This window comes from Ruegeria sp. H6 (assembly GCF_056532975.1).
On sequence record NZ_JBQFOA010000003.1, the window covers coordinates 104,970 to 131,051 of the forward strand.

Here is a 26,082-nt window from a genome sequence, read left to right on the forward strand (position 1 = left end):
TCAGGCCTTTCGGATCAGGGCATCCACCGCAACAGCCTTTTCCGGCGTGCAGAGAAGCGGGTTAATCTCGACTTCGCAAAGCGTATCGGCATGTTGCAGGACATAGGCCTGAATTGCCTGCACAGCGCGCAGTATCGCATCCATATCAGCCGCCGGTTGGCCGCGATAGCCTGACAGCAAAGGGGCGATCTTCAACCGAGCCAATGCAGCGCGGATGTCATCATCGGAGCTCGGAACCAATAGGGAAACGGTGTCGCGCAGAACCTCGGTCAACACGCCCCCTGCGCCAAGCGTCAGGACAAAACCGTGCGCTGGGTCACGAATGACGCCGATCAACAGCTCGGCCACGGCGTCGGTTACCATTTCCTCGATCAGGCATATATCCGTGTCAATCTGCGCGACAACTTCGGCAACTTGTGCGGCGGGCACGTGCAAACGGACAGCGCCGTGTTCGGATTTATGCGCCAATCCGACAGCTTTGACGGCCAAGGGCGCAGCAAGCGTCTGCGCCGCCGCCAAAGCTTGTTCTGCGCTCCTGACCTCAAGGTTTTTGGGCACCGGCACGCCGTATTGAGCAAGCACCTCTTTGGCCGCAGCCTCGGTCAGCGTTTGTTTGGCGTCGCGCTTTCCCGGCAGGCAAACCGGCAACGCGGAAGGGGCCGCAACCTGACCAGCCGCACGGACCGCCGCAAGCGCCTCTTGCAAGCCCATGAACGGCACAACGCCGCCTTCCATCAAAGTGGTTGCAACCTCAACCGGCAACAATTCAGGCAGGGTCGCCACGATGGCAAAGCGGGCGCCGGTATTTTTTCGAACCTGCAAGGCCGCCTGGGTTGCGCACGTCCAGTCCGTCGGGTCGGTTGTGGGGTAATCAACGATGGAAAAGGTCAGATCAATATCGTCGCCCGTCATGCCGGACCAGGCCTCGGCCATCGCAGCCGCGTCGCGCCAGATATATGTGTGATAATCCAGCGGGTTATTGAGTGCCACCATGGGTCCCAGTGCGGCGCGCAGACGGTCTGTCTTGTCATCTGTCAGGTCCGGAAAGTGCAGCCCGGTTCCGACCGCCATATCCGCGATCAAGCTGGCCTCGCCCCCCGAACAACTGATTGAGGCGATATTGCTGCCCGGCAAGGGACCATAGCAGTGCAACAGTTTCAGCGTCTCCAGAAGTTCGGGCAAGGATGACAGGCGCGGGATGCCCAATCGGTCCAGAAACGCCTGCGCGCCTGCGTCACTGCCCGCCAGCGATGCTGTGTGCGAAATAGTGGCAGCCTGCGCCTGTTCTGACGCCCCTACCTTGAGCGCGATCAACGGCACGCCTTTGTCCCACGCCTTTGCCGCCAGCGCCTCCCACTCGCGCAGATCGCTGAACCCTTCGATATGCAGGCCAACCGCGGTAACACGCGGATCGTCGATCAGTGCCGCTGCGATCTCGGCCTGCGAGGTCTGGGCCATGTTGCCACAAGCGACCATGTAAGCAATTGGCAGAGCCCGTTGCTGCATGGTCAAATTGATCGAGATGTTCGAACTTTGCGTCAGAATCGCAACGCCTTTGTCCACCGGCACCGCACCGTGCTGATCGGGCCACAACAAAGCCCCGTCGAGCGCGTTGATATAGCCATAGCAGTTTGGCCCAAGGATCGGCATATCCCCCGCCGTCGAGACCAATTGCGCCTGCAAACCGTCACCACTGTCATCCTCAGCGGCAGCCTCTGAAAAGCCGGAGGCAAAGCACACAGCTCCACCCGCGCCCATGTCGGACAAGAGCTTTACCGCCTCAATCGTGGCACGGCGGTTGATGCCGATGAACACCGCGTCGGGGGCCGCAGGCAAATCCTCGATACCCGCAAAAGCCGCGTGGCCTGCAACTCCGGCAGCTTTCGGATGGACAGGCCAGATAAGGCCGGAATACCCCATCCGTTCGGATTGACGAACAACCTGCTCACACCAGGCGCCGCCACCGACCACCGCGATGGACGCAGGACGCAAAAGACGGCTGAGGTCTTTCGCCATGCTCAAGCCCCCAAAGGACGCAGTAGATCACGGCTGATGATGTGGCGTTGAATTTCGCTGGTCCCGTCCCAGATACGTTCAACCCTGGCGTCCCGCCAAAACCGCTCAATCGGGAAATCGTCCATCAGGCCCATCCCGCCATAGATCTGCAAGGTTGCATCCGTAACCCGCGCCAGCGCCTCGGACGCGTAAAGCTTGGCTGATGCGATCTCACGGTTTGAGGGTAGGTTTTGATCCAGACGCCAGGCTGCAGATAGGGTCAGCCAATCGGCGGCGTCTATTTCGGTGATCATGTCGGCAATCTGAAACCCGACGCCCTGAAACTTGCCGATGGGCTGGCCAAATTGCTTGCGCTCGGCGGCATAGTTCAGCGCGTAGTCAAAACAGCGACGCGCCCGACCAACAGAGAACGCGGCGACGGTCAGGCGTGTGGCATAGAGCCATTCGTTCATCACGGCAAAACCGCCATCGACCTCACCCAGAACCTGCGCATCCGGCAGACGGCAATTGTCGAAATAAAGGATGTAATTCTTGTAGCCCTTGTGACTGACGGAGTTATACCCTTCGCGCACCTCGAACCCCGGTGTACCGCGATCGACCAGAAAGGTGGTGATCCGCTTCTTGGGTCCTTTCGGGGTCTCATCCACGCCGGTCGCGATGAAAACGATGAAGAAATCCGCGTGCTCGGCACCTGAGATGAAATGTTTCGAGCCATTGATGACCCAATCGCCGCCATCCTGAACGGCCTGACATTTCATGCCCCGGATATCCGATCCCGCATCCGGTTCGGTCATCGCAAGGGCATCCATCTTTTCGCCACGCACCGCCGGCAGCAAATAGCGCTCGCGCTGGTCTTCGTTGCACGCCATCAGAATGTTCTGCGGACGCCCAAAGAAATGCGTCAACGCCATGGAACCGCGTCCCAACTCGCGCTCGACCAGCGTGAAATCGAGATGCGACAGGCCAGCACCGCCTACGTCTTCGGGGAAATTACAGGCGTAAAACCCCAGATCGATGCACTTTTGCTTGATCTCTTGCCCCAGTTCATGGGGCGCTTGCCCTGACCGCTCAACCTCAGCCTCGTGCGGATAAATCTCGTTTTCGACAAAGCTGCGCACGGTAGAGACGATCATCTCTTGCTCGTCGGACAGGCCAAAATTCATCGGGCGGCTCCTTGAAAGAGTGGTTGACGGATGAAACAGCAGGTAACTAGAAATTGGCGTGCAGACTTCGCCGTTTCTTGTGCAGAGTTAGGAAAATTTTGCCACGCATATTCAACATTCTCTTGTTTGACGGGTTTTCGAACCACTGCCTGGCCAACTTGGTCGAGCCGCTGCGCGCAGCAAACACACTTGCCCGGAAAGAGCTGTATGCCTGGCGTTTCTTTGCCCCAACCCAAGATCCTGTGCAAAGCTCAAGCGGGTTGCAGGTCTCGCCTCATGCCGCGTTGGGAGCGGAGACCGGCGATTTCCTGGTGATCATGCCGTCCTACGGGTATTTGCAGCTTGGAACCGCCAGCACCTTGCGCGCCATCCGTGCGGCTGCGCAGCGTCACAAACAAGTGGCGGGGCTGGATACAGGAAGCTGGCTGATAGCCCAGGCGGGGCTTTTAGACGGCCACCGCGCCACCATCCACTGGGATGAGCTATCGCGGTTCGAAGAGACCTTTCCCAACGTGGACGCGGTTCGGGACCGTTTTGTCATCGATGCCGACCGGGTCACCTGCTCTGGTGCCATGGCCGCTTTTGATCTTTCCACCGCACTGATCAGCGCGGATCACGGGGCCTTGTTGTCGATGGAGGTCTCGCATCTTCTGATGAGTCGCGGAGCGACAGATCAGAACAAGCGTCCCTTGCGCACTGAGGATTCAGTGGTGAACAAAACCCTTTCTCTGATGCAGGAAAATCTGGAAACGCCGCTGAAAATCCAGGAAATCGCACAACAAATCGGACTTTCGCAAAAGAAAATCGAGAAACGCGTGCGGATTCAGCTAAAAATGACACCACAAGCCCTATACCGTCGCCTGCGCCTGAACCTTGCCCGTCGGCTTACGGAAGAAACGGATCACTCTATCACCGAAATCGCTGACCGGTGCGGTTACGAAAACGCAAGCGCCATGACCCGCGCGTTCAAAGCCGAATTTGGACAGACCCCGAGCGCTTATCGTAATTTAGGATAACGTTTGTATCCGGCCTAAAACGAATGTCTGGACCTTAAATAGTTGCTTCGTTAACAATTATGGATGTGGATCAAGGAAAATCGCGACGAGGTGATCATGGATTGGGATGAGTTTTCGCATTGGGGGCAGCATATCAGTCGCTGGGCCGCCGACTATCACAAGACCATCGCCGATCGCCCTGTTCGCGCGCAAACCGCGCCCGGCGACATCGCGGCGCAACTGCCCGCCGCTCCGCCGGAAGGCGGCGAGGATATGCAATCCATCCTGACCGACTTTGAACAAATCGTCATGCCCGGAATCACACATTGGCAGCACCCAAGGTTCTTTGCCTACTTTCCAGCCAATGCCGCGCCACCCTCGATGTTGGCAGAGATGCTGGTCACCACAGTCGCCGCGCAATGCATGTTGTGGCAAACCTCACCCGCCGCGACCGAGGTCGAAGGCGTCATGGTCGATTGGTTGCGTCAGGCCTTGGGTTTACCGTACGGCATGACCGGAGTGATCCAGGACAGCGCGTCTTCGGCAACGTTGTCTGCTGTGCTGACGATGCGGGAACGCGCGACCGGATTTACCGGCAATCGCGAGGGGTTGAGCAACAAGGGCGCGTTACGCATCTATTGCTCAGATCAGGTGCATTCCTCAATCGATCGGGCCTGCTGGGTCGCTGGTATCGGGCAGGACAATCTGGTCAAGATCGACACGTCGGGCCCGACACACGGGCTGGAGCCTGCCCAATTGGAAGCCGCGATTGAGGCCGATCTGGCCGCCGGTCACGTCCCGGCGGGAATCATCGCCATTACCGGCGGAACCGGGATCGGGGCCTGTGATGATCTGCAGGCTGTGAATGCGATCGCAAAGAAATATGATCTCTACACGCATCTGGACGCCGCCTGGGCCGGATCGGCCATGATCTGCCCAGAGTTTCGCGAAGCACTTTGGCAAGGCGCCGATCAATACGACTCGATTGTCTTCAATCCGCATAAATGGCTGGGTGCGCAGTTCGACTGCGCCATTCAGTTTTTGGCGGACGCCACGCCGCAGCTCAACACACTAAAAATCGAACCCGAATACCTGAAGACAACCGGGGCCGAGGTCACCAACTATTCCGAATGGACCATCCCGCTGGGTCGCCGCTTTCGTGCGTTGAAGATCTGGTTTTTGCTGCGTTCATACGGGCTGGAAGAGCTGCGCAACCGTATCCGAAACCATGTGACCTGGGCCAATGAGGTCTGCGAGATTCTGCGCGCCACCGACGGGTTCACGATCACGTCCGAACCGATCCTGAGCCTATTCAGCTTTCGCTGCCCCGGTGATGACGAAATGCAGCAACGTCTGGTGGACGCGATCAATGACGATGGGCGCATCTATCTGACACAAGGGATGTTCCAGGGCCAAAAGGTGATCCGCTTTACCGTTGGGCAATTCGACACGACCCGAGACCATGTCTTGATGGCCCCGAATGTGATTCAGGAAATCTGGCAAAACATTCAACCTCAGACGCTTTGACACCTGCGGAGAAGCGCTAACCCCGGTTTCAGCCCTGACACCCGTCCAGAGCCCATCGGCGCAGGTTGACTTTTAGCCCACCTCCGAATGGATGCTGTTTGGTGACATTCCCCGCAGCTGGACGCTGAATATAGGTCTGGCCTTGATCGCACAGCGCTTCGGAGGTCCATTGATGGCAATTGGCGCAGGACTGACCTTTCCAAAGCTCGTCCGGCAACCCGTCAATCGGTGGGAATTGAGGAGAGCTTGCAACCAGTTGTTCGATTGTTTTGCCGCGCACGTACTTGTTTCCGAACGTCAGCACAGATTGCAGCGTGACGGCGCTGGCCTGTTCAGTCTCATCCGGCTGGGCGGCCTCGCCGCTGGGCTCGGCCTTTCGCGTCACTTTCCCCGCCTGGTCGCGCAACGCAGCCAACCGTTCGCTTGCGTCCTCTGAAAAGGCCCCGTTCGGGAAACTGTGCAAGTAGATTTCGTATGAATGGATCGTGTCATCCGTTTGCGCCAACTCATACATCAGTCGATCTGTTTCGGTCGCTTCCTGCACCGGCTCTTGCACGGGTTCCGCGGCGGGCGTTCCGGACAAAACGGTGCCGAAGGATTCCGCCAGGACCGATTGCAACAGCGCGTTCGCCTCGTCAACATGAGCGCTTTCGGGGTAGCTGCGCAGGAACATCATGATCTGAACGGGATCGCGCGAGGTTATGGCCTCTTGCCAGTGCTCCGCCTCGGTGCGCGCGGCGACGATCTTGGTTTCCGTTTCAATGGCAAAGGCGAAATCCTGCGTCAAAGACGAGGTATCCCAAGGCGTCTGAAGGCCCCGTGTCTCATCCAACACGTCAACGCGAACCTTCTTGAACAATTGCTCAATCGCCATGCCCGGCGTGCTGATATGTTCCGCAAGGCTCAGCGTGAAGGGGCTGTTGCCGGCTTCGCCATCCAAAGCGACACCACCCGGATCCGTCGCATAGGCCAGGAACGTCCCTGTCGGTGCCTTCATTTCCGCCAAACCGTTGTCGTCCATGTCGGCGAGATGTTCGAACGGATTGTTCCGGCAGGCATCCAGAATCACGATATTGGTCCGGTTCTTGGCTGAAGCCATCTGATGGAGGACCGAGCGCGCCTCAACCGCCATCAAATCAAGATCGGCGGGATCGCTCAGCGAAACATCCACCGGCAGCAGGTAGTTGGAACCAAAAGACTGAACCCCATGTCCGGCGTAATAGAACAGGCCAATTGCCGTTTCGCCGCCATTCCGCAGATCACGGCCGAATTGCGCAATCGCCCGCTTCATTTCGATCTGGTTGCTGTCAGACAGATGACGAACGTCGAACTCGAGCTCTCTCAGTTTTTCGCTGATCAGCTTTGCGTCATTCACAGGATTGTCCAACGCGGAAACTGACCCGTAAGCAGAGTTGCCGATGACCAACGCAATGCGCGGTTCGGCCACCGCTTGCGCAGCCCAAAAAATGGAAAAAACGACACAGAAAACTCTGTATATTCCTGACACGCCTGATCCTCTGCCTTGCATCAATGACGCCCGTGACCCACGCGCATCATGTGCTTTCGTTTTGTTCTATTCGTCCATTTTGGCTTTCTTGTGACCTTCGCCTGACATATCCCGAAGGTGGGTTCAAGCAGAGAGAGGGCCGCCAATGCCGCGTTCAACCGTAGTGCGAAACATTTTTGCCATAGGCCTGCTGGCGCACGCAACCGGTGCATTTGCTCAAAGCGCGGACCCGTTTGAACATGGCTGGAAACTGGATGCCGAGGCCTCGGAATTGCAGTTTTTGTCGGTAAAAAAGAATTCCGTCGCCGAAAACAGCGGTTTTGCCACCTTTTCTGGCGTGATCAGCCCTGAAGGTGCAGCCGAAGTGCGCATTCAGATGGACAGTGTCGACACCAATATCGACCTGCGAAACGTGCGGATGCGGTTTTTGTTCTTCGAGACCTTCAACTTCCCCGAAGCCGTAATCACCACTCAGCTGCCAGCCGATGAGCTGGTGGACTTGCACAAGACCCGGCACAAGATAATTGAGCTGCCCTATACCCTGCAACTGCACGGTCTGTCGCAGGATCGGGTCGCGCAGGTTGCGATTTCGCTGATCGACAACGACCGGGTATCCGTGTCCAACACCACACCCATCGCAATCGCCTTGCCGGATTTCAACCTTGAGGAAGGGCGCGCAAAGCTGGAAGAAGCCGCAGGCGTTGACATCCTGCCGTTTGGATTTGTCAGCTTTGGGTTTGTCTTTGACAGGGCGCAGGCGGGCACACCGCCGCAGCTTGAACTGGCCGCGGCAACACCTGGGGCAGCGGCGCTGGAAACCAAAGGGGATCTGGACCGAGAGGCCTGTGAAGGGCGCATGGAGATTCTGTCGCGCACCGGCAATATCTATTTCAACTCGGGCAGTGCGCGCCTGACGCAGGACTCCATTCCTTTGTTGACCAACCTGCATGACATCGTCAGCCGGTGCCCGGACCTGAAGATCGAGATTGGCGGACATACGGACAGCGACGGGTCGGATGCGGCAAACCAGACGCTGAGCCAACGTCGCGCGCAGGCCGTGAACACCTACCTTGTGGATCAGGGCATCGCGCCGGAACGGTTGGTGACGGTTGGGTACGGGGAAAGCCGTCCGGTGGTGTCGAATGACACTGCGGACGGAAAACGGCGCAATCGCCGTATCGAATTTGTGCCCGTGAACTAGCTCAGTTCGACGCCAGAATGACCGGGTCGAACCCGCCGCTGCGCCATTTCTGCAGCGCCGAGATAAAGTTCGGTCCGGGCAACCCGTCAATTGTGCTGTCGTAATACCCGGCCTTTTGCAGCAGCTTTTGCACTTCGGTCACCGTCTCGCGTGACCATTGGTCGGACGCCAGCGATAACTGGTCAATGATGGCACCGTCATCCTCAGCCGCACCGCGCAGCAATGTGCGCGCCGCTTCGGCTGGGTCCTTCGGAACACCACGTCCTTCATCCAGAAGGATGGCCGCAGCAAGATAACCCTGAAACTCTCCGTCACGGGCCGCCCTTTGGAAATAGCTCAACGCATCCGATGGCTGGCCGGTAATCCCGTCCTGCGCCAGAACCCCGAGGTTGAATGTTGCTTTGGCCGACCCGCCGTCTGCGGCCTGCTGCAAAAGGGCAATCGCGCGGGTATCGTCTTTGGGTAGGACCTGCCCTTCAAACAGCGTTACCGCAAGGTTGATCATTGCATCAGCGCTGCCGCCTTGGGCGGCCAGTTCATAAAGTTCCAACGCGCGGTTCACATCCTGCGGAACACCGGTCCCGCTTTCGTGCAGCTGCGCCAGCGAAACCATGGCGCGCAGGTCGCCCTCCGCCGCCGCTTGTTTGTACAAGGTCACCGCCCGATCCACATCGCCTGCGGCAATCGTTGCGCGCGCCAGCAGGGCAACATAATGCGACAGGTCCGGAGATTGCGCCGCCGCCGCGCTGCACGCTTGAATCGCCGTCATCGCGTTTTCCTGCAATCGCGTGAACGGCACGCCGGGGATGCTGGCCGTCCGATCCCTGGGATGCGTCGCCAGACGCTCGCATATGCCGCCAGGGGTACTGTCTTCGGGCCTTGGAATGGAATCGATCAGCCGCTGCGCCTGCACGGCATGAGATCCGTTCGGGTATTGCTCCAGATAAAACTCCAGCAATGGCCGCATCCTGCTGCGTTGAGCCAGTTTCCAAAGCCGTTCAGCCTGATCGTCCTGTTCCCCAACATCCAGGGCACGCGTCAGGGTCTCGCCCTGCCCGGCCCGGTCCAGAAATGCCATCACCTCGTTCATATGCGCGCCCTGCGGATACCGATCCGCATAAAGCTGCATCAGCGAGGAATCCTGCGCATTCGAGGCAACCTGCCAAAGCAGTGTCTCTTCCGATGCGGTAACCGGACTGTTGTCGAAACGGAACTGCCGCGTCAGCGAGGAATTGTCCCACGGGATCTGGCGCCCGCCGGTCGATGCAAGAACGTCCTTGCGGACCGAAATCATCAGGTCCGAGATATCCTGACCCGGCGTATAAATGTGGCTCAGCAAAGCTTCGGTGAAAAAGCTGTTTCGACCGGTGCCGTCAAAGGCCACATTGTCTGGCTGCGTGGCATAGGCAAACATGAAATCCGCCGCGCTGCCGACACGGGCCAGACCTTCGCCGCCCACATCGATCCCGGTATCTTCAAACGGGTTGTCGCGGCAGGCATCCAAGAACACCAGCCGAATGCCATCGGACCGCTCCATCCGGCCCACAAATTCTTCCATCGCGATGGTCTGGTCCGGAATATCCGCCGCCGAAGACAACGCAGCATCTACGGGCACCAGATAGTTTCGCCCATCCACCTGAAATCCATGACCTGCATAAAACAGCAGCGACACATCCGAATCCGCGGCCGTTGCCCCGTAGGATTCAGCCAGCGAGAGCATTTCCTCGCGCGTCAGGTCGATGCCCAGAAAGACATCAAACCCCAGCCCTTCCAACGCAATCGCCAGATCCGAGGCATCGTTGATCGGGTTATCAAGCGGGTTGATCGTCTCGTAGTCCGAGTTCCCGATGACCAGAGCGACACGCTTGTCTGCCCAGGCCACACCAGCGGCCAGGACCGTCATCAGAAATACCGCAAAAACCCGAAGCAATGACACTGTTACAAGCCTCTGAAAGGGTTACAGACCAATCGCGCGCGTCAGTCCGATCTCAGCCTGACCAACAGCCGCCACTATGGTTTCTACCTGCTCGTTCTGGATGCTGACAAGCTCGGGATCGGTCGCTCTTATCAAAGTGATGGCTTTGCGGATCTCCCGTTGCGCTTGTCGAATCTCGCGGCGCGCCTGCTGAACGGCTTCGCGGCGGATCGCGGAGCGCTCCTCGGCAGTTGTGGCAAGCGCAAGGCGGCGGTTGGCTTCTTCACCTGCCGCGCGAACACCTGCGCTTGCCCCGCGGATGATATCACCAACAGATTCAAGCCCCGCGGGCAGGCCCTTGACGATTGTGTCCAGATCAGCGGCATAGTCGTCCATTGCTTCGGCCAGACAGGCCATATAGGCGCTGATGTCTTCGCCGTTTTCTGCACAGGCGGCAATTTCGCTGTCAAATTCCTGCGACGCGTTTTCAACCGTGGCCAGCGCCGCCTCGGCGTCAGACACGGTCGTGACCGCGGTTCCGCCGCCGCCACCGCTGTTGATCGTGGTATCGACAGTTGGCGTGATCTCAACCGTCGGGGTTGGCGGGATACCGATATCGATGTCATCCTCGACGATGACGGCCGTGCCTGGCAGCGCCGAGACAACATAGACCTGCCCATCTGCGCTAACCAGATTTCCGTCGTTCAGCGTAAAGGTCGTCGTTCCTGCATCCGTGCTGGCAAAATTCAAGGTTCCGAACACAGAGTCGGTGTTCAGCGAATCGCCTGACGGGCCGAACCGATAGACCGACGGACCGCCGTAAACCGTACCTGTGGCCGTTACGGTCGACACGTCGCTGACCGTCGTGGTGATTTCGTCCGGAATGACAAAAATCACGGGCGAGGTCGTGTAATTCGCCGGATAGGTGCTGCCGTTGCCCGGTGCCCAGGTCGTGCGGAAATTCCAACCCTGCCGCGAGGCGCGGTTAAAGAAGCTTTCGGTATCTTGCAGCTGGGATGTGCTGAGGCCCGTACCCCCCGCACTGCTGCTTTCACCCGAGGTGTTTCTGTCCCAGAACGACGCGCTCACGCTGCCGGTGTTGACCCCGACCAGCCCGCCGGTATTGGGCGTGCCCAGCCCGGAATAGTCAATCGAGCCCGTTGAATAGGTGCGCGTGATTGTCCCGCCATTGTTGAAACCGACCAGCCCACCGAACCGCAGATCATCACCCGGCGCGCTGGATTGGTTCACACCGGAAACATCCGAATGCGAATAGGAATCTATGATACGGCCGGAGTTTTCGCCAACCAGACCGCCAACGTCAAAGTCACCGCCAGTAAGGCCTGCCACAGATCCTGTGCTGTGCGAGCGCCGGATTGTGCCCGTGTTCTCGCCCACAAGGCCGCCCGCCAAAACAAAATCCGCTTCGGTGGTCACCACGGTGACCGTAGCGGTAGAAAAGCTGTCGACAATCGTTCCCGAATTGGTGCCAACCAGACCGCCTGCTTCGAAGTTCCGGCTGGTATAGCTGCCCGATGTCATGACGCCCGAAATCGTCCCGTCACTGGAACCCGCAAGAATTCCGCCGCCATCTGACGTCACATTCGCATTGGTGACGCTCAGATTCTGGACCGTGCCATCGAGGAATTCAAACAGCCCGCCGAAATTGAACGTGTCGATAAAGAGCCCGTCAATTGAATGCCTGTTGCCTTCAAGCGTTCCGTTGAAATTGAGAGGTTCAAAACCGTTGGTCCAACCCGAGGTTTCGGACGCGTCAATGTCATTCACAAGCTCAAAATTCAGGTCGTTCAGGCTGGATCCGCCGATGCCCTGCAAACCGTAGATATCCGTCAACCGATAGGGGTTGCTGGCAGACCCGCTGCCACCGGTTGCCCGCAGGAAATTCGCCCCGGAATCGATCGTGAAATCACCGGCAGCGAAGGCGGGCAAGACACTGCTGACCTGCTGCCAGAACCCATTGATCAGTGTGAAGGTCCCAACATTTACTGTACCCGCCGGTCCGGTGGTGATGATACCCGCCGCGTCGATAACTAAGCCGCCAGCCGGGCCGTTGATCGCGGCGTTGATGACCACGTTATTGTCCGCCAACAGGATCAAATCAAAGCCACTGGCCCAGGAAATCGAGTCATCAATCGTGATATTGCCGACTTCGGTGTCGTTACCCCCCAACGACGTTGTGCCGTCAAAGCTGATGATCGCGCCTGCGCCTGCGGTCGTCAAAGTCACGTTGCCGCCTGCAAGGTTTGTCTGAATCGTGGCAACATCAATCGTTGCCGTTGGATCGTTGGACACCACTATGTCTGTCGGGTCCAACAGCAACGTGCCCGCTTCGCCATTCGGGGCCCGTGTGTCGGTAAATCCCGCATAGCGCAGGCTCTCTTTGCCTGAGACTTCGACAAAGCCGCCATCGCCGCCCAAATCACCGCCACGCGCCGAGTTGGTGCCGGAGAATTCGGTGAACACATCTGACCAGACAATGATGCGACCCCCGTTTCCGGTTTCGCCGCCGTCGGCTCTCAGAACGCTTGCGTCGTCAACGGTTGTCGTCTGCGCCCTTTGCAGGTCGCCGCCGCCTTGATAATCCCCACCCACGCGGATAGAGCCACCATCACCCGCGCCGGATCCGTTGGCGTCTAACGTGGCTCCGGTCAGGGTGATCGCCTCACCTGTCACCGTAATGTCGCCACCCCTTTGTGGACGCGCAACTGGCCTGAGAGAACTGGTCACAAGCGTTTCCGCCGCGGAGGTATCAATGCTACCGCTGATCTCAACCGCGCCACCGCCGCCGCCCAGAACGACCGCGCCTGAAACGCCACTGACGGTGCGGGCCTCGATCACACCGGACATGTTGATGACCTGCCGCGCGGCATCGCGGGCGCTGGCGGCCTGCAGGTGGACAATGCCGCCATCCGCTTCGATGCGGCCAGAGTTTGTGACCAGCGCTTCCATCGACTCATCGTCACTGTCTGAGGGCACCGCCACTTGCAGGAACCCGTCGCCGGACACGTCCAGTGTCACCTGCTCGCCCGCTCCAAGACCAACCTTGCCCAACGGAACCCGGATCAGGCCCGAGTTCTTGACCCGCCCACCGATAAGTGCGGCATAGCCACCACGGCCAATCGAGATGACGCCGGCGTTTTCAACAGTTTGCGAATGGCCGTTGCCATTGTAGCGATAGGCACCGTTCAGAAAATCTTCGTCCGTGATATCCAGGGTCGACGCCACAAAACCCGATGCGCTGACATGCCCCGTAGGACCGATGAAAATCCCGTTAGGGTTGACCAGATGCACCTGACCATTGGCGTTGAGCTGACCGTGGATCTGGCTGCTGGTATCCCCGGTCACCCGGTTCAGAATGACACTGTCGGAATTGGGTTGGCGAATGTTCACCTGAGATCCGCTGCCGATCGAGAACCCGTTCCAGTTCACGATCGCCTTGTTCGATCCCTGATTGATGTTCAACTGATTGCTGTTCGGCTTGGATATGTTGACATTGCCCGAGGCAACCTTGCCACCATTTGGCAGGTTCTGGGCCAATGCCGTGGTCGCCCACAGCACCGCCGTCGCCGACACGACAAAACTGAAAACCGCTGTCGCAGCCAAAGGTCGCTTAGAAGCGGCGGCTTGCAACGATGCTGAACCTATCTCCGTCTTCGCCCAGATCATCGCGTTCACCTCTCCCATACTCCAGCCTTAGCGACCCTGACCGATAGGCCGAGTCCTCAACTGAAAACAAATCAATACCAACACCATACGAATAGGCTTTCGTGGTGCTCTGTTCAAAAATAGTTGGCTGCTCCAACCCTAGCACGCCATACGCACCAAACAAATACGGCTTGAAAATCAGCGGGAACCCAGAAACTTCAGCCTGTTGCGACCGGCCCAGTTCCGTGCGGAATACCCATCCGTCATCGCCGCGCAGCGCGCCTGCATCAAAGGCGGACAACTCGCCCGAGCTGGCGATGCTGAACTGTTCCGATGTCACCAGCGGATCGCCAAAGTTTTCCTGAATGCGCCCGTTCACTGAAAGGGACCAGTTTGCGCTCAATGGGCGCTGATACTGCGCCGACAGAACAAGTTTGGTGAATTCCGCGCTGGCCCCCTGACGCGACAACGGCGTGTCGCCAGGGCCAATCGATGTGCTGGCACCAAAGGCATCCAGACCGCGGGACAGCACCGCGCCGGCGCGGAAGAAACCACCGTTTTCGTAGTTCCAGCTGGCGTCCGCCGTGGCGCGCAGAACGCTCAGATCATCGTCATAGACCGGCAGGTTCGTTGTCGGCGCCAGAATATCCTGCGAGTCGCTGACCCGGTCCAGAATAAGCTGCGAGGAGAAATTCAGCCGACGTGTCCTGATCCAGGGATAGTACAAACGCAGCGAAAACCGCTCGAAAGTGCTTTCATTCGGGATGAAATCGGTATCCGGTTGCGCCTTGCTTGAGGTCAATTCTGCGTTGAACGTCAATCCATCATAGCCGATCGGGAACACAGCCCCCGCTGCAAGGATGCGATACTGTGCATCGTCCGAGAAATAGCGCACAGGCGATCCGCCCGCGCGGAAATAGAAAGTTTCACCCAACTCCAGCGCGCCGTTGACCTCAAAACCCAGGCTCAGGTTAACCGGGCCAAGCTCGTCCGACAGCGTGTTATCGAACCCGTAAGAGCCTGTGTATTGCTTGAATTGTCCGTCCAGAATAAGAACCGTGCCACCCCGCGCATCGCCTGCTGTCAGGGTCGAGGCCAGGCGAATACCGAACGTGTCACCAGCTAACAGCAAGGCCCGCTCGATTTCCTGCAGCTTGATGCCTTTTCGCCCGATCAGCGGCTTTGTGATCTCGACCACCCGCGCCTTTGCCTGATCCGGAACCTTGTTGGCATCGATCCGTTCGATGAACCCGTCGATCACGACAATCCGAAGGGTACCCCCATCACGCAGGGTCTGTTGGGGCAAAACCACGCGGCTAAGGACAAAGCCCGCGTTCGAATAGGCGCTTTCCAGCTGGCTGGTCGCAGCGAACACTTCGGAGACCGCGACGCGCTTTCCGGTCAGCCGCTCCGAGAACCCGGCATTCGCGGCTTCCATCTGGGGCAGCGCGCCTTCGATCTGAACCGCGCCAATTGTCACGAAAAGTTGATCGGCGCCACGCGGGGCTGCAGCACCCGGATCACGTGCAACCGTTACCGGCCCAGTACTGCGTTGATTCTGTGGCTGAAAGGTCGAAGGCGCCAGGTTCGAGGCACTTTGCGCCTCGGCCCTTTGTGCAAAGCTTGTACAAAGAACAGCAACGACAAACGCCAGACAGGATAGCTGTCGGATAATGGTCATTTTCTGCGGTGCCCCAACTTTTACCCGACCGTGAAAATAAATTTATTTAAAGCAAACAAATCCTAAACGACTTTACAGCGCAAGGTCTGCAACGCCGAATTTCTGACGTTGTTGGAAAAGCCTCACACGCGGATCAAGCGGTCGAATTTCTTGTTAGATGGTCACAGCAAACCCTGATCAATCCATTCTTCGATCTTGTTGCGGCTGACCTCGAAATGCATGGAATCCTCGCGACCCCACGCTGCGCCCCACACCCATCCTTCTTCGCGAAAGAAATCCGCCAAAATGGTCAGACCCAATTGAGTCTTTCCATCACCCAATGTGTCCAGAACACCATCGATGTTCAGATCCACGGCCAGACCATAGGCATGGGCCGAGGCCGACGAGGTCGCGCCCCGAATCCGGCGCACACACAAGGATCCCGCCGTATTGATGCGCGCGTAAAGGTCAGGATCCGTCCGTTGAATGTTTTCAAAAACGGTACGCAGGGACTCGACCGCCGGTTTCAGCATGCGAACGCGCACCGGGCCAACCTCCTCCAAAACCAGCAATTCCTCTAGCCGCGGGTTTGTCATTGACTGACATTCATCCGTCAGATCTTCCCGCGGAAGGCCAAATGTCGACTTGAGAAAGGAGGAACCCGCCAGCTCAAGATCTTTGTTCACGTTGTTGCGGTTGGCGATCAGGACCACCTGCGCATAGGCATCGATGATCTCATTGGGGCTGTTGCTGTCGAACCCAAAATCATCCGCCCCGTCCGCGCCCTGTGGCACATATCCACCGCTTTGTGAACGCGTCAGCTCAAGCGAGAGCTGTTCAATCTGATTGCGCATGTCTTCGACCTGCTGGCTCAGCATTTCGATCTCGATCCGGGCGCCCGAGTCGATTGCGGGCCCTTCATAGTTGTCTTCGATCGGAATGATCAGCGGAAACACATACCAAATGATCGGGGCGAGAATAATCGCCACCGCCAGAATTATCGCTGGAACGACGCGCATATCGTTGGGATTTCCTGTTTCCTGCCATCTTTGCGACAAAGCCTAAGTGCGGATGCCAAAGATGTCACGCGCTTGCCCGAAAAATGTCCATCCTGCATGCCAGAATTTACTTTCTTCATTGTCGCTGCACCGAGGCAAGGTTAGTCTATTGACCAAACAGGTAGGGAATATGTTCATGTTCAGAATTTCTGCAATCAAACTTATCGGCGCGTCGTCCTTTGCGGCACTTCTTGCCATCCAGCCATCCTTCGCTCAGGAACTGACGGCTGACGAAATTACCGACGCCTTCAACAAGCAAAAGACACGCGGGCTGGTGATCGTACCCTCGCAACAATCCGAAAGCGCGGCATCTGACGCCACGGACACCACTGTTGCCGCAGCGCCAGCGGAATACCAGCCTGTGGCCGAAGAAGATCAGGTCAATATTCAGGTCAGCTTTGACTTTGCATCGGCCGCTCTGCGCGACGATCAGAAACCAAAACTGGCGTCGCTGTGCCAGGCGATGAACTCGGTCGATGTCAACGTGTTCCAAATCATCGGCCACACCGACAGCGCCGGGTCTGCGGAATACAATCAGAACCTGTCCCTGTTGCGCGCCAAAGAGGTCAAACGCTATCTGGTTGGCGATTGCGGCATTGCCGAAGAACGTCTTGAGGTGCTGGGCGTGGGCGAGGCCGAGCCGCTGAACAAGGAAAACCCGCGCGCGGATGAAAACCGCCGGGTGGAGTTCCAGGCCCTGGGCTAAGCACGCAATCGATAGCAATAAGAACGTGAGGGCAGCATGACTGAATCCCGCGCAGGCGACCTGTTTCAACCGGGCGATCTGGTTAACAATACCTACCGGATCGAAGCCATTCTTGGGCGGGGCGGTACATCTGACGTCTATCGGGCGCGCTCAGAAATCTCCGGGCGTCTTGCGGCCCTCAAAGTGCTCAAGTCCGAGTTTTCCAGCAACGAAGATTACCTCGTCCTGCTGACCCGCGAGGAAGAGATCCGCGATATCCGTCACGACGCGGTTGTGCGCTATTCAGAAAACAACCGGACGGCGGATGGTCATGTCTATCTGGTGATGGACTATGTGGACGGCCCCGGTCTTGATCAAAAGCTGAAACAGGGGCCGATGCCCGCGGGCGATGTGCTGACAGTGTGCAAACGTGTCTGCGAAGGGCTTGAGGCCGCACATGCCCGCAACATCGTCCACCGGGATCTGAGCCCCGACAACATCATCCTGCGCGATGGTGATCCGGCGCAAGCGGTGATCATCGATTTCGGCATCGCCAAAGACACCAACCCGGGTGCTGAAACCATTGTGGGCGGAGAGTTCGCGGGCAAATACGCCTATGCAGCCCCGGAACAATTGTCGGGCCAAACCGACCCGCGAACCGACATCTATTCGCTTGGCGCGCTGCTATTGGCCAATTTCCGTGGGAAAAAGGCGGATGCGGGCAGCAACCTGCTTGAGGTTGTCGAAAGCAAGAAAGGGCCGCTGGACACCGAAGGGGTACCAGAGCCCTTGAAGTCGATCATCGACAAGATGACGGCCCCCAACCCCGATGACCGGTATCAATCCGCAAGTGAGGTTTTGCGTGCCCTTGCTTCGGCCCGGGCTGGAACCCCGGCTCAACCGGTCGAAAGTACCGACGATGATGCCACAATCATTGTACCCAAAAGCAAATCGCCTGCGCCCGCCACACCACAGCCGGAACCTGCCGCAACCCCAAGCCCCACACCGTCTGCGCGCAAATCCGAACCTGAACCCAAGAAATCGCGCGCGGGACTGATCGGTGTTGTTGCCGTTGTTGCGGTACTTGCCGCGGGTGTCGGTGGTTATGTTTCGGGAGCGTTCGACAGCCTGCTTGGCCCCAGCTATCCGGTTGCAAACCCCTACACCCTTGTTGCCGACAAGCGAGAGGGTCTGCCCCCGCGCATTGTCGGGTTCGTTCCATCCGAGACCGCGCGGGATACGCTGACCGGCGAGATCACGTCACAGGGTGGCGAGGTAGATCTGACCCTGGCCTCTGGCGATATCGCCGAGAACTGGGGCAGCGCGGTTGGCGATGTCATCGGATCGGCCATGGATCTGGATGAGTGGCGATTTGTTGCAGACGGCAACACCGCCCGGCTGACCGGACGAACAACGAATGAGGCGCTGCATACCGAGATCGAACAGCTCTACTCCGCCGGTCTGCCTGCCGGGCTGGATGGTTCTGCCGAGATCGAGCTTGTTCCCTTGTTTCTGCCTGCGTCCGCGGTTCAACCAATTCTTTCAGGTCTTGCCGATTGCGGACCCTTGGAATTGGTCAATGCCCCAACCACCGGTTATGGGCTGGAAACGCCCATCGTCGTTAGCGGCACCCTGGCTTCTCGCGACAGCTTGATTGGACTGGAAACCGCGTTGCAGGCGCTTGCGGGCGCCCGTCCCTTGAATCTCGATCAAGTCGTTTTGTTAAACCCCACGCTCTGCCTGATCGAGAACTTTCTGCCGGCAGCGCCGCCCAGCGATATCGCGATTGCCTTTTACAACGGCGAACAGAACGATGCACCTAACCCGACTGGCGACTATGTTGTAGGCCAAAACCCAGTCATCGACATCGACTTACCGGACCATGTTCTGGACGGGTATCTTTCGGTTTCTGTTCTGGACGTTTCTGGCAACGTTTTTCACTTGTTGCCCAATGTGACGCGGCAAGAGAATGACATTGCCACTCTGCGAAACGGTGACGAGGGGCCTGTGTCGGTGCGTGTGGCTTATTCGATACCGGAAAGCAAAGAAAACGGGGGCATCGCCTTTCAGGTTGACGACAGTACTTTGGGCAAAAGCAAGGTGATCGTTCTACATACGGACAATCAACTGTTCAGCACATTGCGGCCGACAACAGAGTCTGCGGCTGGCTATGCCGAAGCGTTGCGCGAGCAAGATCGAAACGTTGCAACTCAGATTCTGTCACTGGACAGCCGGATATTGACCACTCTGGCGCAGTAATCTGTCATCACCAACGAATTACAAAATGTCAACAACAACCGCCGTGATGTTGTCGGCCCCGCCTCCGTCCAAGGCGATCTGGATCAGTTGATCAGCCACCGTTTCAATCGGCATTTCGGTCAGCGCCTTTTCCAGCATGGCGAAGGTTGCATATTTGCTCAGCCCGTCCGAGCAGATCAGGAACCGGTCCCCCTGCTGGACTTCGCCCCGGATCTTGTCGAGCTCAAGCTCATCTCCGACCCCAACGGCCCGCGTAATGGCGTTAGACTGGGGATGTTGTTCGGCCTCATCCCAGCTCATCTGACCTGCAAGAACCAGATCGGCGACCACGGAATGATCCGTAGTCAGCATCTGAATCGTGCGATCCCGCAGCAGATAGATACGGCTGTCACCAGCCCATAGCCCGACGAAATGCCCGTTAGCGAGCATCAGGCAGGCCACCGTACTGCCGATTGTGCTACCGCCGCGCGCCTCGACCTCTTGCCGGATCACCTGATGGGCTTTCTGGATAACATCGCGCAAAGCGGCCAACCGATCCGAAGGCGCAAGACCTGGCGGCATCGCGGCCACCATGTCCGCAATCAGGCGGCTGGCATAGTCACCCGCTTCGTGGCCGCCCATCCCATCGGCAACAAGCCAAAGGCTTTCTTCGGGCAATGCCAGCACCGCATCTTCGTTGATCTTACGCTTGAGCCCCACATGGCTGCGCGCATTGTACCGGACGCGGTGACTTGAGTTCATAGTGGTTTCGCCTCGGTCCAGAGTGCGGAGTTCAGGTTGAACAAGCCTTGCATGTTTGCCCCAACCGGTAAACCTTCGCAGACCATCATCCGCGGCACTTGCCCGATTTCGGTGCTCCAAATACTCGGGGTGCGATATCTTTGCGACATTAATCCCGCAGCAAGGTCGGGCAACAAACTGTCCGACGCCTCGCCCCGTGTCAGCACAGTGGTCGTTCCGCTGGACCTGACGGGCGCAGTGGGTTGTTGAACCGGAACCGGAAGCTCTGCCAAATCAGCCTCTAGCTTCTCTTTGGTCATGTCGTCTTCCAGCGCGGCCAGCGCGATCTCTTCCAGCTTTTGATAGGTTTCGGTCGCCCGAAAATGCGCCAGAACCGCCGAACCCTCGTTTGACAGCCCGGCCACCAACGTTAACGGAAAGCGACGCCCCACGCGATCCACAGACGGCATGAGAACGCCGAACATCTTTTGCGGCCCAGCCAGCCCGGGGGACAGGCAGAACCGCCAGATCGGGGCGGACATATAGTGCTCATCCCAGGCAGGGCCCAGGAGTTGCGAGGCCTCAAGCATGCTGCGCTGAATCCATTCGTCCCAGTGCTGGACAAAGGCAGGTGACACTCCAAACCGGAAAAAGTCACCCACTGACGGCATCTTGCCAAATGCGCCAAACCCTGCTTGCTGCATCAGAACGACTTAGGACAGCTGAACTTTTGCAGTGCCGGCAGCGCGAACGGGTTGATCACCGACCCCGATTGCAGTTGGAAGATCGCAATGCGCCCACCCACGTTGAAGATGACCTTTTTGCGGTCCGACACATTTGTCCGGCGCACCTCGGCCGCATCCAGCAGGCGGAACCAGGCCCATGGGCCGTCCTTGGACAGGACACTTTCTATGTTGCGTTTTTGCGGTTCAAACGTCACCCGCGCCAGTCCTACCGACCCGGGCCAAGTGACAGCCAGCGGAGAGGGCAGACCGCCCTTATGGCGAAACTCCAGCGACTGACCATCAATCTCAAGAGTCACGCCCTTGGCCTTGGGATCCAAAGCTTCGGGCATGATCTGAAACTGAATCTGAGGTGTTGGACCGTTGGCAAAGAACGCCTCCTTGATCTCGGCCGCGTTCTGGAATTGCGTCAGAACAGCCTGGCTGATCCCCAGATCGGTCTCGTTCACGCCGGACTTCCACGACCAAGGGCGCGTGCGCATATCCACATGCTTCGCCAGATTGGTGGTGAAGAATGTGTCAATCAGACCCTGCGGGCCAAAGAGCTTGGCAAAATCGCCCATCGCCACATCGGCGCCAGAGCGTTTGTTGAACGGATAACGATCGCTTACCACCTGTTCGCAAAACGGCAACACGTTGGATTGCCAGCGCGTATTGATCGACGAACGCGTGCTGTCCGACGTAATACCGGATGAGCCATCGATGATCTGGACCGCCCAGCGTTCCATCGGGCCGGGAATACGCGCGGCTTCCTGCTGGAATTGTTGCAACGCCTGCCCGGTCTCACCGCCAGACACGCCGCTGAAGGACATCTTGTTCAGTTCCTGATACACCTCGGTCAGCGAACCCATCAAAAGATCAAGTTGCGAAGACTGGCCATCGGGGCGTTCAACCAACTGGTGCAACCAGTCAAACCGATCCTCGACATATTCACCCGGTGCCTTAGCTGGTTCGTCCGAAAACGCTGCGCTGGACGCGGAAAGAGCTTCTATTAGCAACTGGGTTTGGGCCGACATGGAAGACTGAACTTCGATCCCAACAAGGGTGGAAACCTCGTCATTGACCTCGTCATTGCCGAGAACCGTCCGATCCTCTGTCAGTTTGGTTTCTTCTGAAATAGAATTCAGGATATTGACGATGGGCGATGTGGGACCGGACAAGACATTCGTCACCTCGACCGCGTGGCTCAGGCTTTCCATGGGCACGATGTCGATGTCGCCCAGCATCGCGTCATAGCGGGCGATGTAGTCGTTGTAGTAGAGGTCAAGAACATCTCGGCTGAGCGCCGCGAGGGCCTGTTCGGTTTGTTCGGCTTCGCCGCGCGGGCCCAACACCCAGCTTTCTTTCTGAACACGTTTGGCCACACCCAAAGCTTCACCCAAAAAGACGGTATTGAAGCCGTTATAGGTAAAGATCCCCTCGATCCCGTCATTGAGCGGCTTGCCCGATGAGCGAACCAGAACACGGCCCACTGCCGGGCCGCCCACCTCGGTGATCCGCCATTCCTGCAACGCCGTGGCCGAGGGGCTGGAGATGATGCCGTTATAGACCCGCTGCGCCAGTGGCAGTTCCGACAGGATGCCCTGTATCTGCTCGACCATCGGGCCGTTCAGGGCCACCTCTTGCATCGGCTGGCTGAGCAGTGCGTCGAGATGATCGTTCAGGTCCGTGCGGAAGTCTTCGCGCGAGGGGCCGGGGAAGGAAACGGACCAATCGATGTTCATCCATTCCTTGACCAGATCCTGATTCATCGGACCCTGCAGGCCCAGCATCAGATAGACCTTGAGCGCTTCGTACAGCACATCCGGGTTGTTGATGTTCGCGCTCATCTGTTCTTCGAGACGCAGCAACAGCCGCGGCAGGAATCGCTGATTCAACGCCGCGCGATATGTCTGGGCGGCCTGCGTGCCGATCACATCCCCCTGATACAGACCATAGGTCAGGCGCGTCTCGGGGTCTGGGTCGCTGAGCGTCGGGTTGGCAGGCAGGTCGCGCAACGTGTTCAACGCCTGCACAACCGGAACCAGATCTGTGTCGCCCACCGGGCTGGGTGGCAGAGTTGCAGCGGCTGCCTGATAAGCTGACACGCCCTCCTGCGCCTCGGCGATCAGATCTGAATTGCCCATGAAGCTGCGCACAAGCAACGCGCCCACACCAATCGCAGCCAGAATGGTCGCAGCCATTGAGACCCATTTGGTGATCTTATAGCGCCGCTCAACTTTGTCATCGGCGCTGACCAATCCAGCCTCGGGGAAAATGACCTGATCAAACAGACGCGTCAGGAAGTATGACCGGCCAGAGCCCTGACCCGACCCGATGGCCTGACGACCAATACCAAAGGTACGCGCCATGCCAAGCATCAGACGGTCAATCGGGGTACCTTCTTGCGTGCCGGATGTGAAATAGACACCGCGCAGCATGTGGCGGTGCTGATAGCGGCTGTCCTGGAACACTTCGGTCAAAAACTCATGGGCAACCTTGCGCACTGATGCGACCTGCATCGGGAAACCCGCAATCAGCGCACGGCGCTGAGGGTCGGTTTCGGTTTGCATCCGCTCAAGCGATTGCGCGTTCAGGCGGCCCAGAAGCAGGGCGAATTCTTCGTCAAAGGCCGCAACCGGCGACTGTTCCGAACGGGATTTGTCCAGCGGCAGAGTGAAACCCCAGACTTGCTCGCGGTCTTCCTTGCCCAGATTGTCGTAGAACTCGGCAAACCCGGCGATCAGGTCAGCTTTGGTAAACAGGATATAAACCGGGAAGCGAACACCCAGTTTCTCGCGCAGCTCTTCCAAACGGCGACGCACGGCTTTGGCGTGCTCTTTCTGCGTGATCTCGTCCTGCAGCGACAGATCCGAGAGAGAGATCGCGATCATCGCACCATTGATCGGCTGTCGTTTGCGGTACTTTTTCAGCAGGCTCAAAAAGCCGATCCAGGCCGCATTGTCGACCTGCGCGTCGCTTTCCTGCGTCGTGTAACGCCCGGCCGTGTCGATCAGCACGGCGTTTTCGGTGAACCACCAGTCGCAGTTTCGCGTGCCGCCCACGCCTCCGATTGCGGTTTTACCCATCTCATCCGCCAGCGGAAAGTTCAGGCCTGAATTCACGATGGCCGTGGTCTTGCCCGCACCGGGCGGGCCGATCATTACGTACCAGGGCAATTCGTTCAAATGCCGACGCCCGTTCTTGGATTTGCGCAAGGCGGCCATCGCGGTTTTCAACTTGCCGCGCAGCTCCGAGATTTCGCTGTCGATCATGTCGCCGCCGTCGCTGACGGATTCCGTGATCTCTTCGGCCAGTTTCTTGTCGCGGCTACGGCGCACGAAAAAAATGATCAACGCGATGATCAGGAAAAAAGCGTAGATGCCCGAGCACCAGATCAGGCGCGTGCCTACCCCGTCCAGCGGCCGCCACTCATCTGATCCGATCAGCGGCCCCAGATAGTAGAGGCACAGCGACAGAACCGTGGCCGTGAAGAACAGCACGAAATAAATCGACAGGAACACGTTTTTCAAAAATCTGAAGAAAGCCATCAGTTCTGCTCCTGAACCAGCAAGACTTCGATCCGGCGGTTTGCCGCCCGCCCTTCTCTGGTCGCATTATCAGCTATGGGTTCACTGTCGGCCCGACCTTCGGCGCTTAGCCGGTCGGGGTTGGTCAATTCGCCTGCCATCTGGTTCATCACCGACTTGGCCCGCGCCAGCGACAGCGCAAGGTTGGACGGGAACCGCGACGACCGGATCGGCACATTGTCCGAATGTCCCGCCACGATGACCGAGCCGGGTTCTTCGTTCAACGCGACGGCCACGCGGCGCACAGGTTCCTGAAACTTGTCCTGCAGGTGATCCGACCCGGACCCGAACATGCCAGACCCTTTGATCCGAATAATCAGCGTATTGCCCTTTTCGAACACCTCAACCAAGCCTTCGTCGATCTCTGGTTTCAGGAATTCGACCACTTTTTCGACCTGCGGTTGGGCCTGCGGTGGCGGAGGTGGCGGCGGCGGAGCGCGGCGTTGCAGCTCGGCCACGGGGCCCGCATCAATCACCGACATCTGGCCGACAAGGTTTTCGGTCTTGTTAGACAGGAAATAGGACAAGCCGCCAAATTCGATCATCAGCAATAGGGCTGTCACACCCAGCGCGATCCAGACCGGTTTCCAAAGGCTGAGCGCGCGATAGGGCTTATCGACGCCTTCCCAATGCGGTGCCAGATCGCGTTCGACGTCACCCCGCTGTGCCCTGATAATCCGCGCCAGACCCTGCCGGATTTGCATATGCTTGTCGGGTCCGCCCTGTTCGACACGCAATCGCCCTTCGAACCCAAGGGACAGGCACATGTACACGAATTCCAAAAGCTCGATGTTATTGGCCGGGTCCTGTTCGAGCCGCGCCAACAGGTCGTAGAACCGATCACCGCCAACAGTTTCACGGTGGAACGTGCCGACCAAGGACTGCGTGGCCCAGCTGGATTGCCCGCCCCATGGGGTGTTCAGAACTACATCGTCCAACGTCGCACATAGCGCATAGCGCGCCACTTTGACCGTCTGCGCCGGGATCCCGGCTTGCAGGGCCGCGTTTTCAAACGCGCGCACCTCGGCCACCACGCTTTGGCGCAGCTTGTCCGGGTCCATGTGCTGCGCCCGGTTGCGGATACGGCTGATCAATGAAAACAGCGATGCGGCACATGCGTTCAGGCGGTTCATCCCCGTCACTGCAACAGCTTCGCCGCCTTCTTTCGGCGGTGCGGTCTGCTGGGTCTGCGCCGGAGGTACGCCATATGCCGGGCCACCACCCTGAGCCGGTTCCGCGGGCGGAGGTGGTTGCATCGGATCCGGATAGCCCTGCGGTGCCGCAGGTTGCTGAGGAGCCGTTCCCGCCTGACGCCGACCGCCCGGATTGGGACGGATCACCGTCTTGTCGGTATCGTCCGGTTCAGCAAATGGATCATTGTCGGACATGTTTTGACCT

The 26,082-nt window shown here is 58.3% G+C and carries 16 protein-coding genes; 5 read left to right on the top strand and 11 right to left on the bottom strand.

Going from position 1 to position 26,082, the window contains the following annotated elements; translation table 11 throughout:
- Both ACR0AG_RS08420 and ACR0AG_RS08425 read right to left on the bottom strand, forming a co-directional pair.
- On the bottom strand, positions 1–2,016 hold the full coding sequence (locus ACR0AG_RS08420; RefSeq protein ID WP_480837849.1) for an acetate--CoA ligase family protein: 2,016 nt from the start codon (positions 2,014–2,016) through the stop codon (positions 1–3).
- A 2-nt stretch (positions 2,017–2,018) separates the two neighbouring features.
- Positions 2,019–3,179 carry an acyl-CoA dehydrogenase family protein gene (locus ACR0AG_RS08425; RefSeq protein ID WP_480837850.1) on the bottom strand — a complete coding sequence of 387 codons (1,161 nt, stop codon included), beginning with the start codon at positions 3,177–3,179 and terminating at the stop codon, positions 2,019–2,021.
- A gap of 122 nt (positions 3,180–3,301) precedes the next feature.
- On the opposite strand from ACR0AG_RS08425, the gene ACR0AG_RS08430 reads away from it, so the two are divergent.
- Both ACR0AG_RS08430 and ACR0AG_RS08435 read left to right on the top strand, forming a co-directional pair.
- Entirely contained in the window at positions 3,302–4,195 is an 894-nt protein-coding gene (locus tag ACR0AG_RS08430) for a GlxA family transcriptional regulator (protein ID WP_480837851.1), read from the top strand.
- 96 nt (positions 4,196–4,291) lie between these two features.
- A complete protein-coding gene (locus tag ACR0AG_RS08435; RefSeq protein ID WP_480838149.1) occupies positions 4,292–5,701 on the top strand; it encodes a pyridoxal phosphate-dependent decarboxylase family protein in 1,410 nt (469 codons plus the stop codon).
- A 28-nt stretch (positions 5,702–5,729) separates the two neighbouring features.
- Here ACR0AG_RS08435 and ACR0AG_RS08440 read toward each other — a convergent pair whose 3' ends face one another.
- Positions 5,730–7,148, bottom strand: coding sequence for a caspase family protein (locus ACR0AG_RS08440; RefSeq protein WP_480837852.1), 1,419 nt, complete (start codon positions 7,146–7,148; stop codon positions 5,730–5,732).
- A 205-nt stretch (positions 7,149–7,353) separates the two neighbouring features.
- Between ACR0AG_RS08440 and ACR0AG_RS08445 the strand changes: the two genes are divergently transcribed.
- The gene (locus ACR0AG_RS08445; RefSeq protein ID WP_480837853.1) at positions 7,354–8,409 is read left to right on the top strand and encodes an OmpA family protein; all 1,056 of its coding nucleotides are present in this window, start codon (positions 7,354–7,356) and stop codon (positions 8,407–8,409) included.
- 1 nt (position 8,410) lies between these two features.
- Here the strand turns inward: ACR0AG_RS08445 and ACR0AG_RS08450 are convergent, their stop codons facing one another.
- The 4 genes from ACR0AG_RS08450 to ACR0AG_RS08465 all read right to left on the bottom strand — a co-directional run bounded on the left by ACR0AG_RS08450 (position 8,411) and on the right by ACR0AG_RS08465 (position 16,669).
- Positions 8,411–10,312, bottom strand: coding sequence for a caspase family protein (locus ACR0AG_RS08450; RefSeq protein ID WP_480837854.1), 1,902 nt, complete (start codon positions 10,310–10,312; stop codon positions 8,411–8,413).
- Positions 10,313–10,366: 54 nt separating this feature from the next.
- Complete coding sequence (locus ACR0AG_RS08455; protein WP_480837855.1) at positions 10,367–13,918, bottom strand: two-partner secretion domain-containing protein; 3,552 nt, start codon at positions 13,916–13,918, stop codon at positions 10,367–10,369.
- A gap of 37 nt (positions 13,919–13,955) precedes the next feature.
- Positions 13,956–15,671: a ShlB/FhaC/HecB family hemolysin secretion/activation protein gene (locus tag ACR0AG_RS08460; RefSeq protein ID WP_480837856.1), complete on the bottom strand. Its 1,716-nt coding sequence runs from the start codon at positions 15,669–15,671 to the stop codon at positions 13,956–13,958.
- Between the two features lie 161 nt (positions 15,672–15,832).
- Positions 15,833–16,669: a M15 family metallopeptidase gene (locus ACR0AG_RS08465; protein WP_480837857.1), complete on the bottom strand. Its 837-nt coding sequence runs from the start codon at positions 16,667–16,669 to the stop codon at positions 15,833–15,835.
- 175 nt (positions 16,670–16,844) lie between these two features.
- Between ACR0AG_RS08465 and ACR0AG_RS08470 the strand changes: the two genes are divergently transcribed.
- Positions 16,845–17,414 (top strand): OmpA family protein, encoded by a 570-nt coding sequence (locus tag ACR0AG_RS08470; RefSeq protein WP_480837858.1) that lies wholly within the window; start codon positions 16,845–16,847, stop codon positions 17,412–17,414.
- A gap of 36 nt (positions 17,415–17,450) precedes the next feature.
- Positions 17,451–19,652: a serine/threonine protein kinase gene (locus ACR0AG_RS08475; RefSeq protein ID WP_480837859.1), complete on the top strand. Its 2,202-nt coding sequence runs from the start codon at positions 17,451–17,453 to the stop codon at positions 19,650–19,652.
- An 18-nt stretch (positions 19,653–19,670) separates the two neighbouring features.
- On the opposite strand, the gene ACR0AG_RS08480 is transcribed toward ACR0AG_RS08475, so the two are convergent.
- From ACR0AG_RS08480 to tssL, 4 genes are read right to left on the bottom strand one after another with little or no spacing between them, the layout of a single operon-like run.
- A complete protein-coding gene (locus ACR0AG_RS08480) occupies positions 19,671–20,393 on the bottom strand; it encodes a PP2C family protein-serine/threonine phosphatase (protein ID WP_480837860.1) in 723 nt (240 codons plus the stop codon).
- Positions 20,390–21,076, bottom strand: a complete 687-nt coding sequence (gene tagF / locus ACR0AG_RS08485; RefSeq protein ID WP_480837861.1) for a type VI secretion system-associated protein TagF — start codon at positions 21,074–21,076, stop codon at positions 20,390–20,392. The genes ACR0AG_RS08480 and tagF overlap by 4 nt, the downstream gene beginning before the upstream one ends.
- Complete coding sequence (gene tssM / locus ACR0AG_RS08490; protein ID WP_480837862.1) at positions 21,076–24,645, bottom strand: type VI secretion system membrane subunit TssM; 3,570 nt, start codon at positions 24,643–24,645, stop codon at positions 21,076–21,078. The genes tagF and tssM overlap by 1 nt, the downstream gene beginning before the upstream one ends.
- Positions 24,645–26,072, bottom strand: coding sequence for a type VI secretion system protein TssL, long form (gene tssL, locus ACR0AG_RS08495; protein ID WP_480837863.1), 1,428 nt, complete (start codon positions 26,070–26,072; stop codon positions 24,645–24,647). The genes tssM and tssL overlap by 1 nt, the downstream gene beginning before the upstream one ends.
- Positions 26,073–26,082: the final 10 nt, after the last annotated feature.

Coding starts and splice junctions, on each gene's coding strand:
- ACR0AG_RS08420 (WP_480837849.1), bottom strand. CDS start 2,016: ATGGCGAAAGACCTCAGCCGTCTTTTGCGTCCTGCGTCCATCGCGGTG.
- ACR0AG_RS08445 (WP_480837853.1), top strand. CDS start 7,354: ATGCCGCGTTCAACCGTAGTGCGAAACATTTTTGCCATAGGCCTGCTG.
- ACR0AG_RS08460 (WP_480837856.1), bottom strand. CDS start 15,671: ATGACCATTATCCGACAGCTATCCTGTCTGGCGTTTGTCGTTGCTGTT.
- ACR0AG_RS08435 (WP_480838149.1), top strand. CDS start 4,292: ATGGATTGGGATGAGTTTTCGCATTGGGGGCAGCATATCAGTCGCTGG.
- ACR0AG_RS08450 (WP_480837854.1), bottom strand. CDS start 10,312: ATGACGGTCCTGGCCGCTGGTGTGGCCTGGGCAGACAAGCGTGTCGCT.
- ACR0AG_RS08470 (WP_480837858.1), top strand. CDS start 16,845: ATGTTCAGAATTTCTGCAATCAAACTTATCGGCGCGTCGTCCTTTGCG.
- ACR0AG_RS08480 (WP_480837860.1), bottom strand. CDS start 20,393: ATGAACTCAAGTCACCGCGTCCGGTACAATGCGCGCAGCCATGTGGGG.
- ACR0AG_RS08425 (WP_480837850.1), bottom strand. CDS start 3,179: ATGAATTTTGGCCTGTCCGACGAGCAAGAGATGATCGTCTCTACCGTG.
- ACR0AG_RS08475 (WP_480837859.1), top strand. CDS start 17,451: ATGACTGAATCCCGCGCAGGCGACCTGTTTCAACCGGGCGATCTGGTT.
- tagF (WP_480837861.1), bottom strand. CDS start 21,076: ATGCAGCAAGCAGGGTTTGGCGCATTTGGCAAGATGCCGTCAGTGGGT.
- ACR0AG_RS08465 (WP_480837857.1), bottom strand. CDS start 16,669: ATGCGCGTCGTTCCAGCGATAATTCTGGCGGTGGCGATTATTCTCGCC.
- tssL (WP_480837863.1), bottom strand. CDS start 26,072: ATGTCCGACAATGATCCATTTGCTGAACCGGACGATACCGACAAGACG.
- tssM (WP_480837862.1), bottom strand. CDS start 24,645: ATGGCTTTCTTCAGATTTTTGAAAAACGTGTTCCTGTCGATTTATTTC.